Source organism: Flaviflagellibacter deserti (assembly GCF_042652085.1).
Lineage (GTDB): Bacteria > Pseudomonadota > Alphaproteobacteria > Rhizobiales > Methylopilaceae > Flaviflagellibacter > Flaviflagellibacter deserti.
This window is the reverse complement of record NZ_JBHSJF010000002.1, coordinates 135,034-151,439: the sequence shown is the minus strand read 5'-3', so window position 1 is coordinate 151,439 and position 16,406 is coordinate 135,034. Positions and strand designations below refer to the sequence as shown.

General features: G+C 62.8%; 19 protein-coding genes. 12 read left to right on the top strand and 7 right to left on the bottom strand.

Annotation, left to right across the window (positions count from 1 at the left end; all coding sequences use genetic code 11):
• Window positions 1-8: 8 nt before the first annotated feature.
• From ACFPFW_RS02885 to ACFPFW_RS02875, 3 genes are all read right to left on the bottom strand, one after another.
• A complete protein-coding gene (locus ACFPFW_RS02885) occupies window positions 9-608 on the bottom strand; it encodes a glutathione S-transferase family protein (protein WP_114957365.1) in 600 nt (199 codons plus the stop codon).
• Window positions 605-5,230 carry a glutamate synthase large subunit gene (gene gltB, locus ACFPFW_RS02880; protein ID WP_465254240.1) on the bottom strand — a complete coding sequence of 1,542 codons (4,626 nt, stop codon included), beginning with the start codon at window positions 5,228-5,230 and terminating at the stop codon, window positions 605-607. Before gltB ends, ACFPFW_RS02885 begins: the two co-directional genes overlap by 4 nt.
• A 440-nt stretch (window positions 5,231-5,670) precedes the next feature.
• Window positions 5,671-7,575 carry an ATP-dependent nuclease gene (locus ACFPFW_RS02875; protein ID WP_114957363.1) on the bottom strand — a complete coding sequence of 635 codons (1,905 nt, stop codon included), beginning with the start codon at window positions 7,573-7,575 and terminating at the stop codon, window positions 5,671-5,673.
• Window positions 7,576-7,637: 62 nt separating this feature from the next.
• On the opposite strand from ACFPFW_RS02875, the gene ACFPFW_RS02870 reads away from it, so the two are divergent.
• The 3 genes from ACFPFW_RS02870 to ACFPFW_RS02860 all read left to right on the top strand — a co-directional run bounded on the left by ACFPFW_RS02870 (window position 7,638) and on the right by ACFPFW_RS02860 (window position 8,585).
• Window positions 7,638-7,916, top strand: a complete 279-nt coding sequence (locus ACFPFW_RS02870; RefSeq protein WP_114957362.1) for a WYL domain-containing protein — start codon at window positions 7,638-7,640, stop codon at window positions 7,914-7,916.
• Between the two features lie 128 nt (window positions 7,917-8,044).
• On the top strand, window positions 8,045-8,227 hold the full coding sequence (locus ACFPFW_RS02865; RefSeq protein ID WP_162799706.1) for a hypothetical protein: 183 nt from the start codon (window positions 8,045-8,047) through the stop codon (window positions 8,225-8,227).
• A 103-nt stretch (window positions 8,228-8,330) separates the two neighbouring features.
• Window positions 8,331-8,585, top strand: coding sequence for a hypothetical protein (locus tag ACFPFW_RS02860; protein WP_114957360.1), 255 nt, complete (start codon window positions 8,331-8,333; stop codon window positions 8,583-8,585).
• Here ACFPFW_RS02860 and ACFPFW_RS02855 read toward each other — a convergent pair.
• A complete protein-coding gene (locus ACFPFW_RS02855; RefSeq protein WP_114957359.1) occupies window positions 8,582-8,890 on the bottom strand; it encodes a DUF1127 domain-containing protein in 309 nt (102 codons plus the stop codon). The two genes, ACFPFW_RS02860 and ACFPFW_RS02855, sit on opposite strands and share 4 nt — an antisense overlap.
• 333 nt (window positions 8,891-9,223) lie before the next feature.
• Here ACFPFW_RS02855 and ACFPFW_RS02850 point away from each other — a divergent pair, with 333 nt between their 5' ends.
• Complete coding sequence (locus ACFPFW_RS02850) at window positions 9,224-9,649, top strand: cupin domain-containing protein (protein ID WP_114957358.1); 426 nt, start codon at window positions 9,224-9,226, stop codon at window positions 9,647-9,649.
• 96 nt (window positions 9,650-9,745) lie between these two features.
• On the top strand, window positions 9,746-10,012 hold the full coding sequence (locus ACFPFW_RS02845) for a hypothetical protein (RefSeq protein WP_114957357.1): 267 nt from the start codon (window positions 9,746-9,748) through the stop codon (window positions 10,010-10,012).
• Between the two features lie 166 nt (window positions 10,013-10,178).
• Here ACFPFW_RS02845 and ACFPFW_RS02840 read toward each other — a convergent pair whose 3' ends face one another.
• Window positions 10,179-10,448: a hypothetical protein gene (locus tag ACFPFW_RS02840; RefSeq protein WP_114957356.1), complete on the bottom strand. Its 270-nt coding sequence runs from the start codon at window positions 10,446-10,448 to the stop codon at window positions 10,179-10,181.
• Window positions 10,449-10,681: 233 nt separating this feature from the next.
• Between ACFPFW_RS02840 and ACFPFW_RS02835 the strand changes: the two genes are divergently transcribed.
• The 5 genes from ACFPFW_RS02835 to ACFPFW_RS02815 all read left to right on the top strand — a co-directional run bounded on the left by ACFPFW_RS02835 (window position 10,682) and on the right by ACFPFW_RS02815 (window position 13,059).
• Window positions 10,682-10,903 (top strand): hypothetical protein, encoded by a 222-nt coding sequence (locus ACFPFW_RS02835; protein WP_114957355.1) that lies wholly within the window; start codon window positions 10,682-10,684, stop codon window positions 10,901-10,903.
• Between the two features lie 39 nt (window positions 10,904-10,942).
• The gene (locus ACFPFW_RS02830; RefSeq protein ID WP_379769334.1) at window positions 10,943-11,230 is read left to right on the top strand and encodes a hypothetical protein; all 288 of its coding nucleotides are present in this window, start codon (window positions 10,943-10,945) and stop codon (window positions 11,228-11,230) included.
• 95 nt (window positions 11,231-11,325) lie between these two features.
• A complete protein-coding gene (locus ACFPFW_RS02825; RefSeq protein ID WP_114957354.1) occupies window positions 11,326-11,610 on the top strand; it encodes a DUF1236 domain-containing protein in 285 nt (94 codons plus the stop codon).
• Window positions 11,611-11,662: 52 nt separating this feature from the next.
• Window positions 11,663-12,031 carry an endonuclease domain-containing protein gene (locus tag ACFPFW_RS02820; protein ID WP_114957353.1) on the top strand — a complete coding sequence of 123 codons (369 nt, stop codon included), beginning with the start codon at window positions 11,663-11,665 and terminating at the stop codon, window positions 12,029-12,031.
• Between the two features lie 89 nt (window positions 12,032-12,120).
• Window positions 12,121-13,059, top strand: coding sequence for an MBL fold metallo-hydrolase (locus tag ACFPFW_RS02815; protein ID WP_114957352.1), 939 nt, complete (start codon window positions 12,121-12,123; stop codon window positions 13,057-13,059).
• A gap of 83 nt (window positions 13,060-13,142) precedes the next feature.
• On the opposite strand, the gene ACFPFW_RS02810 is transcribed toward ACFPFW_RS02815, so the two are convergent.
• Window positions 13,143-13,484, bottom strand: coding sequence for a hypothetical protein (locus tag ACFPFW_RS02810; RefSeq protein WP_114957351.1), 342 nt, complete (start codon window positions 13,482-13,484; stop codon window positions 13,143-13,145).
• Window positions 13,485-13,604: 120 nt separating this feature from the next.
• Between ACFPFW_RS02810 and ACFPFW_RS02805 the strand changes: the two genes are divergently transcribed.
• Both ACFPFW_RS02805 and ACFPFW_RS02800 read left to right on the top strand, forming a co-directional pair.
• The gene (locus ACFPFW_RS02805; RefSeq protein ID WP_114957350.1) at window positions 13,605-13,934 is read left to right on the top strand and encodes an Rdx family protein; all 330 of its coding nucleotides are present in this window, start codon (window positions 13,605-13,607) and stop codon (window positions 13,932-13,934) included.
• A gap of 7 nt (window positions 13,935-13,941) precedes the next feature.
• Window positions 13,942-14,919 (top strand): 2-hydroxyacid dehydrogenase, encoded by a 978-nt coding sequence (locus ACFPFW_RS02800; RefSeq protein WP_162799705.1) that lies wholly within the window; start codon window positions 13,942-13,944, stop codon window positions 14,917-14,919.
• On the opposite strand, the gene ACFPFW_RS02795 is transcribed toward ACFPFW_RS02800, so the two are convergent.
• Window positions 14,916-16,388: a protein adenylyltransferase SelO gene (locus ACFPFW_RS02795; RefSeq protein ID WP_114957413.1), complete on the bottom strand. Its 1,473-nt coding sequence runs from the start codon at window positions 16,386-16,388 to the stop codon at window positions 14,916-14,918. The genes ACFPFW_RS02800 and ACFPFW_RS02795 overlap by 4 nt on opposite strands.
• Window positions 16,389-16,406: the final 18 nt, after the last annotated feature.

The following is a 16,406-nucleotide window of genomic DNA, read 5'->3' as shown; positions in this document are numbered from 1 at the left end:
CCCAGTCCTCAAACGCTTTCCACTTCTGCCTTAAGGCCCAGGGCCTCTTCGCAGCGTCCAATCCACTTTCTCACGCCCGGACGGGACGCGAGATCGAAACCGCCCTCATGGGCAACCCTCGTATAGGCAACGAGGGCGATATCGGCGAGCGATAGCTCGTCGCCGATGAACCACTGACGACCGGCGAGCCTCGTTTCCATGAAGTCGAGCGCCTTCTCGCCCTTCTCGACCCGGATCGGCTCGCGTTCGCTGCTCGGCTTGCCGAGATAGACCATCTGGAACCGGCACGTCGCCACGTATGGTTCGTGGCTGTACTGCTCCCAGAACAGCAACTCGTCGACCTTCGCCCCGAGGAACGGATCGTCCGGGATCAGGCGGCTGCCGCGCGCCAGATACCGGATGATCGCATTCGACTGGGCAAGACAGCGCCCGTCGTCGAACTCGACGAGAGGCACCTGCCCCATTGCACTCCTTGCGAGGAAGGCCGGCGTCCGGCTTTCCCCCTTGGTGATGTCGACGGGCACGAATTCGTAGGTCAGGCCAAGAAAATCCGCCGTGTAGAGGACCTTCAGGCAATTGCCCGATTTCGTGTCGCCGTAAACCTTCACTCCGCCGCGACCAGTTCGCGCTTGGCCATTTCGGCAAGCGCGCGGCGATATTCGACCGGCATCACCTTCACGAACTTCGAGCGGGCGTTCGCCCAGTCGTCGAGAATCGCACGTGCCCGGGCCGAGCCCGTATAGCGCTCGTGATTGACGATGAGTTGGATCAGCCGCTCGGCGTCGAATGCCGTCATGTTGCTCATCAGCTCGACACGCCCCTTGAACAGGAGATCGCCGCCCTGGTGATGCACGCGCTGCATCAGCTCTTCTTCCTCGGCGACCGGCTCGAGCTCGACCATGGACATGTTGCAGCGGTCCTTGAACGTGCCGTCCTCGTCCCAGACGTAAGCCACGCCGCCCGACATGCCGGCCGCGAAGTTGCGGCCCGTCTTGCCGAGAACGACGACCACGCCGCCGGTCATGTATTCGCAGCCATGGTCGCCGGTGCCCTCGACGACCGCGATGGCGCCGGAGTTGCGGACGGCGAAGCGCTCGCCGGCGACGCCGCGGAAATACACTTCGCCCGCGATCGCGCCGTAGAGCACCGTGTTGCCGACGATGATCGACTGCTCCGGAACGATGCCCGAATTCGCCGGCGGCTTGACGACGATGCGGCCGCCCGCGAGGCCCTTGCCGACATAGTCGTTGGCTTCGCCTTCGAGCTCGAACGAGACGCCCTGCGCGAGCCACGCGCCGTAGGCCTGGCCGGCGGTGCCCGTCATCTTCACGAGGATCGTGTCGTCCGGCAGGCCCTTGTGGCCGTAGCGCTTTGCCACCTCCCCGGAGAGCATCGCTCCCGCCGAGCGGTTCAGGCTGCGGATCGAGGTCTCGATCAGCACCTTTTCGCCGTTCACCAGCGCGGGCTGCGCGTCGGCAATCAGGCCGCGATCCAGCACCGTTTCGAGGTGATGGTTCTGCAGCTCGGTGTGGCGGATCGAGATGCCCTCTTCCGCGACCGGCTTCTGGAACATGCGCGAGAAGTCGAGGCCTTGCGCCTTCCAGTGCTCGATGACGCGGGTGCGGTCCAGCATCTGCATCTGGCCGATCATCTCGTCGAAGTTCCGGTAGCCGAGCGAGGCCATGATCTCCCGCACTTCCTCGGCGACGAAGAAGAAGTAGTTGATCACGTGCTCGGGCTGGCCGACGAAGCGCTTCCTCAGCACCGGGTCCTGCGTCGCGACGCCGACCGGGCAGGTGTTGAGATGGCACTTGCGCATCATGATGCAGCCGGCCGCGATCAGCGGCGCGGTCGCGAAGCCGAATTCGTCGGCGCCGAGCATGGCGCCGATCACGACGTCGCGTCCGGTGCGCAGACCACCGTCGACCTGCACCGCGATGCGGCCGCGAAGCTGGTTCTTCACCAAAGTCTGGTGCGTCTCGGCGAGGCCGATCTCCCACGGAGAACCGGCATGCTTGATCGAGGTCAGCGGGCTCGCGCCGGTGCCGCCCTCGAAGCCTGAGATCGTCACATGGTCGGCGCGCGCCTTGGCGACGCCCGCCGCGACCGTGCCGACGCCGACCTCGGAGACGAGCTTCACCGAGACGTCAGCCTGCGGGTTGACGTTCTTCAGGTCGTAGATGAGCTGCGCCAGGTCCTCGATCGAATAGATGTCGTGGTGCGGCGGCGGCGAGATCAGGCCGACGCCCTGCGTCGAATGCCGGACCTTGGCGATCACCGCGTCGACCTTGTGGCCGGGCAGCTGGCCGCCTTCACCGGGCTTCGCGCCCTGCGCCATCTTGATCTGGATCATGTCGGCGTTGACGAGGTATTCCGCCGTCACGCCGAAGCGTCCCGAGGCCACCTGCTTGATCGCCGAGCGCATCGTGTCGCCGTTCGGCAGCGGCTTGAAGCGATCACTTTCCTCGCCGCCCTCGCCGGTGTTCGACTTGCCGCCGATCCGGTTCATGGCGATCGCGAGCGTGGTGTGCGCCTCGCGGCTGATCGAGCCGTAGGACATCGCACCGGTCGCGAAGCGCCGCACGATCGATGCCGCGTCCTCGACCTCCTCCAGCGGAACCGGCGCGCGGCCGTCGCTCTCGGCGGTCTTGAAGTCGAACAGCGAGCGGATCGTCAGCGGACGATCGACGCATTCGTTGATCTGCCTGGCGAACGCCCGGTAGCGCTCCTCGCTGTTGCCACGCACGGCATGCTGCAGGTCGCGCACCGTGTCCGCGGTCCAGGCATGGTCCTCGCCGCGCATGCGCAATGCATATTCGCCGCCGACATCGAGCGCGTGGCGATAGATCTGGATCGGGCCGAACGCCTGTTCGTGGCGCTTCACCGTCTCCTCGGCGACCTCGTTGATGCCGATGCCGCCGATCGGGGCCGAGGTGCCGCGGAAATACTTCTCCACGAAGTCGGACTGCAGGCCGACCGCGTCGAAGATCTGCGCGCCGCAATAGGACTGGTAGGTCGAGATGCCCATCTTCGACGCGACCTTGAGCAGGCCCTTGCCGATCGACTTGATGAAGCGTGACACCGCCTCGTACTCGGAGACCTCCGGCGGATATTCGCCCGCGCGGTGCATCTCCAGCATGGTCTCGAAGGCGAGATACGGGTTGATCGCTTCCGCGCCATAGCCTGCGAGGCAGGCGAAGTGGTGCACTTCGCGCGCTTCGCCGGTCTCGACGACGAGGCCGACCGAGGTCCGGAGACCCTTGCGGATCAGGTAATGGTGAACGGCCGCGGTCGCGAGCAGCGCCGGGATCGCGATGCAGTCCTTCGAGACCTTGCGGTCCGACAGGATGATGATGTTGCGGCCCTCGTCGACGGCCTTTTCTGCCTCGCGGCACAGCGCCTCGACCGCCTTCTCCATCCCGGCGGCGCCCTCGGAGGCGGGCCAGCAGATGTCGAGCGTCACGGCCGAGAAGTCCGGCTCCTGGTCCTCGATGTGGCGGATCTTCTCCAGATCCGCATTGGTCAGGATCGGCTGGTGGACTTCGAGGCGCTTCTTCTCCGCCGTTCCCTCATGGTCGAGGATGTTCGGCCGAGGTCCGATGAAGGACACCAGCGACATCACCAGTTCCTCGCGGATCGGGTCGATCGGTGGGTTGGTGACCTGCGCGAACAGCTGCTTGAAATAGGTGTAGAGCGGCTTCGGCTTCAGCGAGAGCGGCGAGATCGGCGTGTCGGTGCCCATCGAGCCGACCGCTTCCTGGCCCGTCACGGCCATCGGCGCCATCAGCAGCGACAGGTCTTCCTGGGTGTAGCCGAACGCCTGCTGGCGATCGAGCAGCGGCACGTCGCTCTGCCAGTCCGGCGCCGACGACACCTTGTCGAGGCTCTCCAGCTGGATCTGCGTCTTCGCCAGCCAGTCCTTGTAGGGATGCGCGGCGGCAAGCTGCGCCTTCACCTCGTCGTCGGAGATGATGCGGCCTTCGTGCAGGTCGATCAGCAGCATCTTGCCGGGCTGCAGGCGCCACTTGGTGACGATCTTCTCTTCCGGCACCGTCAGCGTGCCCATTTCGGAGGCCATCACGACGATGTCGTCGGTGGTCACGAAATAGCGCGCCGGGCGCAGGCCGTTACGGTCGAGCGTCGCGCCGATCTGGCGGCCGTCGGTGAACGCCATCGCCGCCGGGCCGTCCCACGGCTCCATCAGCGCCGCGTGATATTCGTAGAAGTTGCGGCGCTGCTCCTCCATCAGGGGGTCGCCGGCCCAGGCTTCCGGGATCAGCATCATCGCGGCATGCGCGAGCGAGTAGCCGCCCTGGACCAGGAATTCGAGCGCGTTGTCGAAGCAGGCGGTGTCCGACTGCCCCTCGTAGGAGATCGGCCACAGCTTCTCGATGTCCTCGCCGAACAGCGGCGAGGAGACCGACGCCTGACGCGCCGCCATCCAGTTGACGTTGCCGCGCAGCGTGTTGATTTCGCCGTTGTGCGCGACCATCCGGTAGGGGTGCGACAGCTGCCAGCTCGGGAAGGTGTTGGTCGAGAACCGCTGATGGACGAGCGCCAGCGCCGACTCGAACTCCGGGTGCCGGAGGTCGGGGTAATAGACGCCGATCTGGTCCGACAGGAACATGCCCTTGTAGACGAGCGTCCGGCACGACAGCGACGGGATGTAATAGCCCTTCGTGCGCGGGTCGTTTTCGCCGAAGATCGTGTTCGAGACGCGCTTGCGGGCGACATAGAGCCGCCGCTCGTAGTCGTCGTCGGTGGCGAAGCCTTCCGGACGGCCGATGAAGACCTGCGCGTGGTGCGGCTCGGTCGGCAGCACCGAATAGCCGAGGGTCGAGTTGTCGGTCGGCACGTCGCGCCAGCCAAGGACGCTCAGGCCCTCCTCGACGAAGACGCGGGCGAATGTTTCACGGATGATTCGCTGGCCTTCGGCGTCGCGCGGCATGAACACATGGCCGACGGCATATTGCTGCGGCTCGGGCAGGTCGAAGCCGAGCTCGGCGCAGCGCGCCTTCAGGAACTTGTGCGGAATCTGGACCAGAACGCCCACGCCGTCGCCGGCGCGCTCGTCGGCGCCCACCGCGCCGCGATGCTCGAGATTGGCGAGAATCGCCAGGCCCTTCTCGACGATGTCGTGCGAGGGCACGTTCTTCATATGCGCGATGAAGCCGACGCCGCACGAATCGTGCTCGTTCTTCGGATCGTAGAGGCCTTCGCGCTGCGGCATTCCGGGGTCGCGCGCGGCGGCGGCCAACGGCCCCCACGGCAGCGTGCTCTCGTCCAGAAGCTTCTTCACCATCGCCTGTCCTCCCGCTCCATGGGTGAAACACCCACGGGCGTAAAAATATCCCAGGACCCGGGTCCGTCACGGGCAAGCCCGTTCGGCCGCGGCAATCCCCAACCCCTCGCCTGCCCGCCAAGCGGCCCTTAAGGGCCGACCCTGCAATGCAAACGTCTCGCCAACCCCGCAATGGCAGTGCCTTACGCACGGGCCCGGCAAAAACCAGGCGGCAAAACCCCGCCCGGTCCCGTTCACCGAGTCCGACAGGGTAACGCGCTTGCGCCTGGAAACAAATGGACAGCAAGACTGTCCTATTGCGCGGCAGAACCTACGCGAAACAGTTTTGGAACACAAGCGGGATTTGGAGGGATTTTAAGGTGGGACTATTAGTTCAAGCGATCGACCGCTTCGATGATGTCGGTAAGGTGCTGGAAGTGAAAATTTCGCGCTGTCGCCGACACCAGAAGCGCAGACACCGCCTGCGGCGTCTTTCTCAGATCATCGTAGCCCAGCTCAAACTCCTCGCAAACGCCACCCATAAGTTCGTCATGGGCATTTCCGAGGACCGTCGAGAGGTAGCGCTCTAGGTCACCCGGGATAACGGCAAACCTGTCGAAGACTCCTTCGGGAAAATCCTCTGGCTCCTGGACGCCACCCAGTCTTTGAAGCAACACGTTACTATCTCGGTGCTGCTTCCTTCCCGACTTGTTGGCATCATTGTCAAAAACCGCATAAGTAGGAATGCCCAGTTGAGAAAATATCAGGAACGGCTTATCGATAGTTGTTTTTCCAGACATGGCGATAATCGAAATACCTTCTGCGGCTGGATTCCTATCCATAGACTTATAAGCGCCCTCAAGAATTGCTTTGTCTGTACCGCCCTCGACCAACACTACTTTCTCCGCAAAAAATCCTTCTGACACATCGCGAGTGAAGATGTGTAGTTTAGCCGCCAATGTCGTCGGAGGCATCGGATTTGGCTTATTCGCTGCCGTTGCCATTAGTCGGCTACATTCTTGCAGCGACAGCGATGTGCATCGGGTTAGGTAAGACTCTCCGGCGACATCCTTCCGTATTATTCGAATGGAGTCGAATTCTCCCATGCTAATAAGCTTTTCGGAATGGGTTGTATATATAATTTGTATACGAATACCTGTGCCAGGATCGAACGAAGAGCATATCTCTTTAAAGGCGTCGTAAATTTGCTTTTGCTTTAGTGGATGCTGATATATTTCAGGCTCTTCTATCATTAAAATGATGTCACTAAGCGGCTCCGAATACTGCTCGCTACTCCGTTCCGTCGATGAACTCTGGCGCTCTGCTAGAAACTGCACAATCGCAAACAGAACGGCTCGCTGAAGACCGTGACCTACATACTCGACGCTAACTCTGGCTCCTCTGTGGGAGATAACGACTTTCGGTGTTGGAAATACAATCTGCAAAGGCTCCGCAGCGATCCACTCCGCCTCCAACGAGGTATCACTGTAAAATCGATGAATTGAACGCGTTAGATCATCACTTATATTTTGAAGCTGAGGAATACCTTCTGGATCAGTTAATACTCTCGCCTCCTCACGAGCACGATCTACAAATTCCGCAAGCTCTCGACGGTTCTGGAACACTTGATTTGCTATGTCAGAAAGCAATCCAAGAACGGGGCTTCTTTTTGGGTCCTGAAACTCCGAAGCTGTTTCCCTCACGGCAGGTATCAGTCGCACGAGCGTTCGCTTTTTCAGTTTGCCGTTAGCAACGTTCGTTGCGCCGAAGAAACCTCTCATTCTTCTGGGCTCTAAGGTCCCCGGATTATTGCGCTCCCAATCGATTAAAGCCGCCGTCATATCGTCGGCGGTCTGGTGTGAGGGGAGACCAAAATCTTCTCGAATCCGGCCATATATGCCCCTCTTACGGGTACCGTTTGACTCGTTGCGAAACTCATCAAAAGCCGGATTCACTAGGGCCGTGACTGAGTATAGGCCGCTATCACGGTCTGTAGCCGACAACTCTCTAGACACCGTCATCACGTCATTGATTACTGCACCTGCAAACTCGTCTCTTTCCGCTGGTGTAAATCTGCGGAACTCTATCGTAATAACGATCGACAAGTTGGAATTGCTAAAATAATGGTCTGCTATAGTTAGCCTCGGCGCTGACTCGAAGAACAAATCAATGGCTTTTAATACGGTCGATTTACCAGCGTTGTTTGATCCGAGAACAACACTGTGGCTCATTAATTCCAAGCGCAGGTTCTGGATAGAACGGAAATTCTCGATAGTAACCGCCCCGATTTGCATGCCGCCCCGAATCTGATTTTCGGTTGCCAGCTATACGAGAGCGCAACTCAAAGGAGCTTTCAATGGAGGCGATCCTATCAATAGCCATCGACGAAAGAAGACTCGTGTCATTTGCATACGATGGCTCTCGGAGAGTTGCTGAGCCTCACACCCTCGGTCGCTCCAAATCGGGAGTGTTGACGCTTTGTGCGTGGCAACTAACTGGGGGCAGCGGCGAAGGTTGGAGGGACTTCCATCTAAATCGCATGGGCGATCTGGAGCTCACGGAAGAGAATTTCTCTATTCCCCGTCCAGGGTACAACCCGAATCCCAGTAAGCTATCGGTGATCGCGACCCTGTAGAAATCCTCTCTTCGCTCGTTTCTTCCGCCTAGGGTAGTCGGCGATAGACTCCCCGCCCCTCAATGCTATAGCCCTCCCCGCACCACATGGAGGCACCCTTGGACTGCCAGGAACTGACGCGGATTCTGATGCTTTTGAAGCCGGGCATGAAGCTGACCGTGCCCGACGAATGGCTGGACGAGAACGTCGACGGCTCGCCGGCGCAGCAGGCGAGCCGCATCAGCGCGCTGGCCAGCGAGTTCAGCTGCGCCCACCGCCACGGGATCGGCTTCCAGACCTTCGAGCGCATCGACTATCCGAGGTGCGGCTGAGCGCCTTCGCCGCCGGCCGCAGAGTGGAACGGGCGCTAGCACGCTTAAACTCCGCTTTGCGCTAATCCCTTGACTCCCTCGCATATGTTCTCATTTTGTTCTCATGATAGAGACACTCAGCGAGGCACGGACCGCAGGCTGGCGAATCACCGCGCGCTGCGCGGCGGGCAAACCCGAGCGCGGCTCGCGGCGCGAATGCCATTACTCGGAAGAGCTTGATCTCGACACACTGATCTGGACGCGGGGCGGCCCCTTCCCGCTGTCGGAACTGCCGCTCCGCATGGTCTGCCCGCGCTGCCGCTCGCGAAAGGTGGTGCTGATCTTCCAGTCCACCGCGGTGAGCAAGAGGGCGAGCTAGCCCAGCCGCTGGGGCCGGTTCCGCTCTCCGCCGACGAGATTCTCGATCTGCGAACGATGGGCGATGCCGATGTCCTTGAGTTCGCGGTCGGACCAGGTGTGGAGTTCGCGCACCGCGCGGCGGCGTTCCCAGGCGGCGAGGAAGCCCTGCCATAGCGCCTTCAGGCTGGGCCCGGCATTGCGGGCGGCGGGCGATTGCAGCTCCACGCTGGACGCGACGACATGGAAGCGGCGCACGGGCGGCGCGGCTTCGCGCCGGGCGGTCGTGACGGTTCGGGCAGTCGGGTTCTGGTAGGCAGGACGCATAACACTCTCCCGTTCTGGGACGCGGCCCCACCCATCGCGGTCGGCGGAAGATACCGGCCTGAGCCTCCAGTCCTATCGCCACTTGGTTTGCGGACCCGAAACCAATGTATGCGGTCGCGTTATTGGTGTGATGGTGGGTCTCTCTCCCCAACGAGGGAGAGAGCGGACTCGGCCGGGGACCGGCCGAGCCGAGTGAGGGGGGACGCCGAAGGCGTTCCGAAGCACGGCACAGCCTCGCCGCGATGTCCCCCTCAACCCGCTCGCATTCTGCGAATGCGAGTCGACCTTCTCCCTCGTTGGGGAGAAAGTAGCGGCCGCACGGGGGAAATCGTCATGCCGGAAGTCATTCGCTTCAAGGGTCTGGAACTGCGCTTCCTGCACGACAAGGAAGACACCGAAGGCGGGCTCGACATGTTCGAGATGACGGTCGAGCCGAATGCCCGCATGCCGGTGCCGCATCATCACGAGAGCTGGGACGAGACCGTCTATGGCCTCAAGGGCGTGATGACCTTCGTGGTCGACGGCAAGACCGTGCAGCTGCGCCCCGGCGAGAGCCTGTTCATCAAGCGCGGCGTCGTCCATGCCTTCCGCAACGAGACGCAGGGACTGGCGAGCTGCCTCTCCGTGCTGACGCCCGGAGTGCTCGGCCCCGGCTATTTCCGCGAAATGGCGGCGCTGCTCTCGGACGGCGCGCCGGACACGGCGAAGCTGAAGGAGACCATGCTGCGCCACGGCCTGGTGCCGGCGCCGCCGGCCTGAGCGCGACCGCCGCCCTTCACCATGATCCGAGGCTTCGCTTGCGAAAGGCCGAAAGCGCGCCAAAATCTCTTAAAACCTGAAACAAGGAAGGCCGCCATGACACGTGCATTGCTGGGAGCCGCGCTGATCGCGCTCGCCGCCGCGCCGGCCCATGCGCAGTCCTACGAGGTCCGCTCCTATTACATGGACCCGAACCGCACCTATGGCTCGCCCGGCAACCAGTACGAGGTGGTCGGCCCGAACAACCGGAAAGTCACGGTCATCGAGGGCCAGCCGCGCTGGGAGAGCCAGGAACGCACGGTCGTCGAGGATAGGCGGGGCGGGTATTACTACTCGAACGTCGCGCCGTATCTGCCGTATTGATTTTTTCCCTCTCCCCGACGAGGGAGAGGGCGACTCATGCCGAAGGCATGAGCGGGGTGAGGGGGAGCGCCGAAGGCGCGGTAAGGCTGCCCACTCCTGACCTCCCCTCAATCCGCTCGCATCTGGCAGTGCGAGTCGACCTTCTCCCTCGTCCGGGAGAGGGTATCTACCCCCCATACTCCCTCGCCACGCGCGGCGCGTCGGGCAGTTCGCGCTCCAGGGATTCCCGGTATTTCACGCAGCCCCTGAGGAATTGCGGCCAGTCCGGCACCGCGAGGTCGCGCGGGATCGGCTCCGGCAACAGGCCCCAGAGTTGCGGGTGATGCCAGCACAGCGCGTGCATGGTGGAATCGCGGTGCTCGCGGATGCCGGCGCGCAGACGCCGGACCTCGGCGATCAGCGCCTCGCGCGAGAGTTCTGAAAGATCCTCGTCCATGGAGCCGGATGTAGGACGCCTCACGGCGAAGTCGATGGCGCGCCAAAATCTGCAACCAGCTGAAACAACTGTCGAAATAACAGGCCGAACAGACACGAGCTCATAAGTACTCATGACGATCAAGGACTTGTGATCAATCAAATCTCCGGTATTTTTACCTGTTTAAGCGCTCGTTAATCGACCCGTTGCAAACGTCCAGACTGAAAAACAATGAATAGAGAGCATCGGGGACAATGGACGCGCGCAGCCTGAAAGCGCAGTTCGCGGAATACGCAAAGATGAACGATGCTCTTCTACAGGAGCTGTCGCAGCTCAAGGCAGGAAAACTTCGGGTTTTCCAGCGGCGCAAGAACACCACCCAGCTGCAGGACCGCACCGAGGACCAGATCGTCCTGATCGAGCGCGCCATCGCCTCATCCAAGGTCATCATGGCCGCCCTTTCGGCAACCGTGTGACCTCTCTTCACACCCGGGCAGGCGTGCTAATATCCACCCATGCGCGCGGTGCCCCTTTACTCGGCTGCCGTCTTGCTGACGGCTTTCCATGGCCCGGCCTACGCCGACTGCCAGTGCCGCGCCGACGGCCGCGTCTTCGAGCAGGGCCAGACGGCCTGCCTCGCCTATCCGGACGGCAACAAGCTCGCCCGCTGCGACATGATCCTCAACAACTCGTCGTGGAAGAACGTGCAGGACGGCTGTCCGGAAGCCGATGCGGGCGCCCTCGCCTCCCCTGTTGCGCTGGCCGCGCCGGCGCCGCATCCGCAGGCCTCGCACACGCACTGATCGCTTGTCAGCGATCCCTCCCCCAAAACGCGAAACGGGAACCCTCGTCGGTCTCGCCCGTTGCTTGGCAGGGCATTAGCTCAGGGAGAGACGACATGAAGACGCTCATTCTCGGCGCCGCGCTCATCGCGGTCAGCGCCGGTACCGCCGCGGCCCAGGCCCTCATCGAGGTGACGCCAGAGGTCCGCTCCTATGTGGTCCAGGAAGGCCGTGCCTCCTCGGTCGAATATGACGGCGCGATCGCCGTCGGCAGCGTCCTGCCGCCGACCGTCGAGTTCCACACGATCCCGAGCGCGCGCAGCTACAGCTACGCCGTGGTCAACAACAAGCGCGTCATCGTGGAGCCGTCTACGCGCCGCGTGATCGAAGTGGTAGAATAACACCGAGCGCCCGGTCCGGCTCATCGCCGGACCGGGCCTCATCGGAGGCCAGATGGTCGATGTGAACCGCCCCGTCTCGCTGTTCGGCGCCCGCATGGCGCGCCGGGAGCCGACCGACGCCGAGCGCAAACTCTGGGCCCTGCTCTCCGAGGAAAGCATGGACGGACTGGAATTCCGCCGTCAGGTGCCGATCGGACCGTTCACCGCCGAATTCCTCAGCCATGATCCGATGCTGATCATCGAGATCGCCCCGACCCATGTCGACCGGCTGCAGGACCGCGACCGCCGCGCCTATTTCGAGCGCCTGGGCTTCGAGGTCGCGCGCTATCCGGTCGCCGTCATCCTGGCCGAGCCGGAACGCGTGCTGGCCGACCTCGCCGCACGGGTCGCGAGCGCCTTCGCGGCGTCTCTCGTGGATTGAGCGGTCAAAAATCCGCAACCTTGTCTTGCTTACACCTGACCCTGAGCCGATGTAGAACCCCGCCTATCCACGATGCGGCGAGATCAAGCATGCTCATCACCCGGCGTTCCCTCACTTTCGGCGCGCTTGGCGGCGCGCTGGCATCGACCTTTTCGCTCCCTGCCCTCGCCAGGGCTCCGAAGCTCGGCGTCCAGGCGCCCGGCTATTACCGGCTGACGGTCGGCTCTTCCGAAGTCACAATTCTCGCCGACGGCTTCATCCCGCTCGGCACCAAGCTCTTCACCGGCGATCCGTCGGCACAGTCGGTGCTCGGCGCCGACACCGTGAAGACCTCGGTCAATGGCTGGCTGATCAATACCGGCGACCGGCTGATCCTGATCGATTCAGGTGGCTCGGGGCTGACGGACTCGCTCGGCAAGCTGTCGTCCAACCTGCTCGCCGCCGGCTATGCGCTCGACCAGGTCGACATCGTCGTCTTGACCCATCTCCACGGCGACCATTGCTCGGGCCTCACCGCGGGCGGTCAGGCCGTCTTCCCGAACGCGGTCGTCCGCGTCGCCGAGGCCGAGCTCGCCTTCTGGTCGAGCGCCGAGAACCTCGCCAAGGCGCCGGAGGGGATGAAAGGCCAGTTCAAGCTGATCGAGACCAAGCTGAAGCCCTACAGGGGCGCGGGCCGGATCCAGACCTTCCGCACCGGCGAGGTCGTTTCCGGCGTCACCGCCGAGCCGGCGCCCGGCCATACGCCCGGCCATACGATGTTCCGCATCGCCTCCGGCGGCGCGCAGCTCCTGATCTGGGGCGACATCGCGCACAATGCGGCGCTGCAGATTCCCGAACCCTCGCGCTCGATCGCGTACGACGTCGATCCGGCGATGGCGGTCGAGACGCGCAAGAAGGTGCTCGACCAAGCCGCGACAGACAAGCTCGCGATCACCGGCGCGCATCTGCCATTCCCGGGCGTCGGCAGGATCGTCCGGATCGGCGGCGCCTACGGCTATGTCGCCGAGCCCTGGAGCCAGTCGATCTGACAAAAACGAAAAGGGCCGCTCACGCGGCCCTTTTGGTTCTCAACATGCCCGACAGTGCACATCCGTGCACATGCCGGTTCACATCAGGCGAGCTTCTTGACCTCGGCCGCGGCGTTCTTGACGAACGTATCGAATTTCTCCGGATCGTGGAAAGCGCGGGTCAATTCCACCGCCCAGGTCGAATGACGCAGCGTATACTTCACGAACGCGGTCGCGCCAATCGTATGCGACAGGTAATTCTGGACCCGGAAAGGAATAGCTTCCTCGACCATGAAATCGGAATCACGATTGTCTTCTTCGAACTTCTTGAAGCTCTCCGCCGCCTCACGAAACTTGCCTTCGTGGATCAGTCCGTCCAGCGTCTTGAGAAACTGGACCACGGGTGCCTTGTCGCCGGCGTACTTCGCCTTCACTGCTGCGCTCATCGTTGTTCCCAATCGTTTGTTACGGCCCGATCCGGCCAGTAGGAATGGTTGGCGCAAGAAGCGCCCGGCGGTCGAGGTATGAGAGCCGGCCGAAGTGGTCAAGATGGAAGACCGAATTTGATGACTGACACCCCCATCCCGCAACATCCTGCCGCACCGCCCAAAATCACGATCTATTACTGCTATCAGTGCCAATGGCTGCTCCGCGCCGCCTGGATGGCGCAGGAGCTCCTGTCGACCTTCGGCCCCGATCTCGGCGAGGTTTCGCTCGTTCCCCGGACCGGCGGCATGTTCCAGATCGCCTATGACGAGGAGGTGATCTGGGATCGAAAGGTCGACGGCGGCTTCCCCGATGCCAAGACGCTCAAGCAGCGCGTCCGCGACCGCCTGGCTCCGTGGCGCGATCTCGGTCATATCGATCGCAGCTCTCCAGATCCGCTTCCCGAATGATCCAATCGTGACCCAGAAAATCCTGTTCCTGCAGCCGCTCGCGGCTGACATCGCCGCGCGGATCAGCGCCCGCGTTCCTGCAGGCTTCGCGTTCTCGTTCGTTCCCTCGACCGATCCAGGCGTCCTCAAGAACCACATCGCTGATGCCGATTACGCCGTTGCGTTCGGCCTCGCCGTTCCGTCCGAAGTTATCCAGGCCGCGGCCAGGCTCAAGCTCCTGCACCGCTGGGGCGTCGGTGTCGACGGTGTGCCGCTGGAGACCTGCCGCGAGCTCGGCATCGCCGTCCTCCGCATTCCCGGCAGCAATGCCGCGACGGTCGCCGACCACGCAGTCGGCCTGATGCTCGCCGCCCTTCGCCGCATCCCGAAGGCCGACAGCGCGCTCAGGGACGGCCGCTGGATCAAGCAGGCGCTGTGGCCCGAGATCTCCCTGCTGACGGAGAAGACGGTGGGGCTCATCGGCTACGGCACGATCGCCGCGCTCGTCGCCAAACGGGTAAAGGGCTTCGATTGCGAGGTTCTCTATAGCAAGCGCACCCGGCTGCCGGATGCGGAGGAGCTCGCCCTTGGCATCACCTACGCCTCGGTCGATGAGATTCTGGAGCGCTCCGACATCGTCTCGCTCCACTGTCCGCTGACCCCGGAAACGCGCAATCTCATTGCCCGCCCTGAACTCGAGGCGATGAAGTCGACCGCATTGCTGATCAACACGGCGCGTGGCGGCATCGTCAACGAGACCGACCTTCTTTGGGCCCTGACCAACGGAGTCATCGGCGGGGCCGGTCTCGACGTCTTCGAGAAAGAACCGACGCCCGCAGACAATCCGCTGCTCAAGCTCGATAATGTCGTCTTCACGCCTCACAACGCGGCGAATGCGAGCGATACGATCGAGCCGGGCGTCGACTACTGGTTTGCGAACATCGTTCGCCATTCGAAAGGCGAACCGTTGCCGGCAGACGACATCGTCATTCCGGGAACGCGCTAGGTCCCGCAGAAGGTCTGCAGCACCCGCTCCTCGGATGTGGGCGGCTCCGCGTAATGCGCGAATGCCGGCTGATCGTCGTAGGGACGCGAAAGCACGGCCAGGAGTTCATGGAACGGCCCGAAGTCATCGTGGTCGATCGCGGCCCGGATCACCGCCTCGATGCGGTGATTGCGCGGTATGTACATCGGATTCACCGTCCGCATCGCGGCCGACCGTTCGGCGTCGGACTGCTTCTCCTCGCCGAGCCGGAGCCGCCACCTTTGCAGCCATGGATCGAGTGCCGCCGGGACGACGAAACGGCTGCGCAGCGGAGCCTCGTTCTCCTCGGCTGCATCCGCCAGTGCCCGGAATGCCAATGTGAAGTCGGCGCCGTTGTCGTTCATCAGGTTGAGGAGGTCGCGCGCGAGTTCCCTGTCGTTGTCGCGCGCCTCGAACAGACCGAGCTTGCGGGACAGTCCGGCGAACAGAGCGTCTGAAAAAACCGTCTCAAATACCGCGAGCGCTTCTTCCGCCTGTTTGACCGCGACCTCGGGCTCGGACGACATCAGCGGCAGCAAGGTTTCGGCCAGCCGCACCAGATTCCAGTGCGCCATGCTCGGCTGGTTGCCGTAGGCATAGCGGCCATAGGCATCGATCGAGCTGAGGACGGTCTGTGGATTGTACTCGTCCATGAAAGCGCATGGACCGTAATCGATCGTCTCGCCGGCGATCGACATGTTGTCGGTGTTCATCACGCCGTGGATGAAACCGATCAGCATCCACTGCGCGACGAGATCGGCCTGCGCGCGCACCACCGCTTCCAGCAGCGCCTGATACGGTCGTTCCGCCCCCGCGGCTTCGGGATAATGGCGGGCGATGACATGATCGGCGAGGAGCCGCACCGCGTCGAAATCGCCCCGGGCCGCAAAAAATTGGAATGTACCGACACGGATATGGCTGGAGGCGACCCGTGTCAGGACGGCACCGGGCAGCGGGATCTCGCGAACCACCGTCTCGCCGGTCGACACGGCCGCGAGGGACCGCGTCGTCCTGACGCCCAGAGCCGCCATCGCTTCGCTGACCACATATTCGCGCAGCACCGGTCCGAGCGCGGAACGTCCGTCGCCCATGCGCGAGAAAGGCGTGCGGCCAGAGCCCTTGAGCTGGATATCGCGCCGTATCCCGTCTTGGCCGACAACCTCGCCCAGCAGGATCGCCCGTCCGTCTCCGAGCTGCGGGACGAAATTTCCGAACTGATGTCCGGCATACACGGTCGCGATCGGCTCCGCGCCGTCAGGTATCGTCCGGCCGGCTAGAATATCGATGCCTTCGGGAGTCGAAAGCTGCTCGGGATCGAGGCCGAGTTCGACGGCAAGGTCGCGGTTGAGCCGGATCAGCTTCGGAGCGGCGACGACCGCCGGGATCTGGCGCACGAAGAAGCGATCGGGCAGGCGCGAATAGGAATTGTCGAATGGAAAATGAACGGTCATTTGCGGATCCGGGCGGCG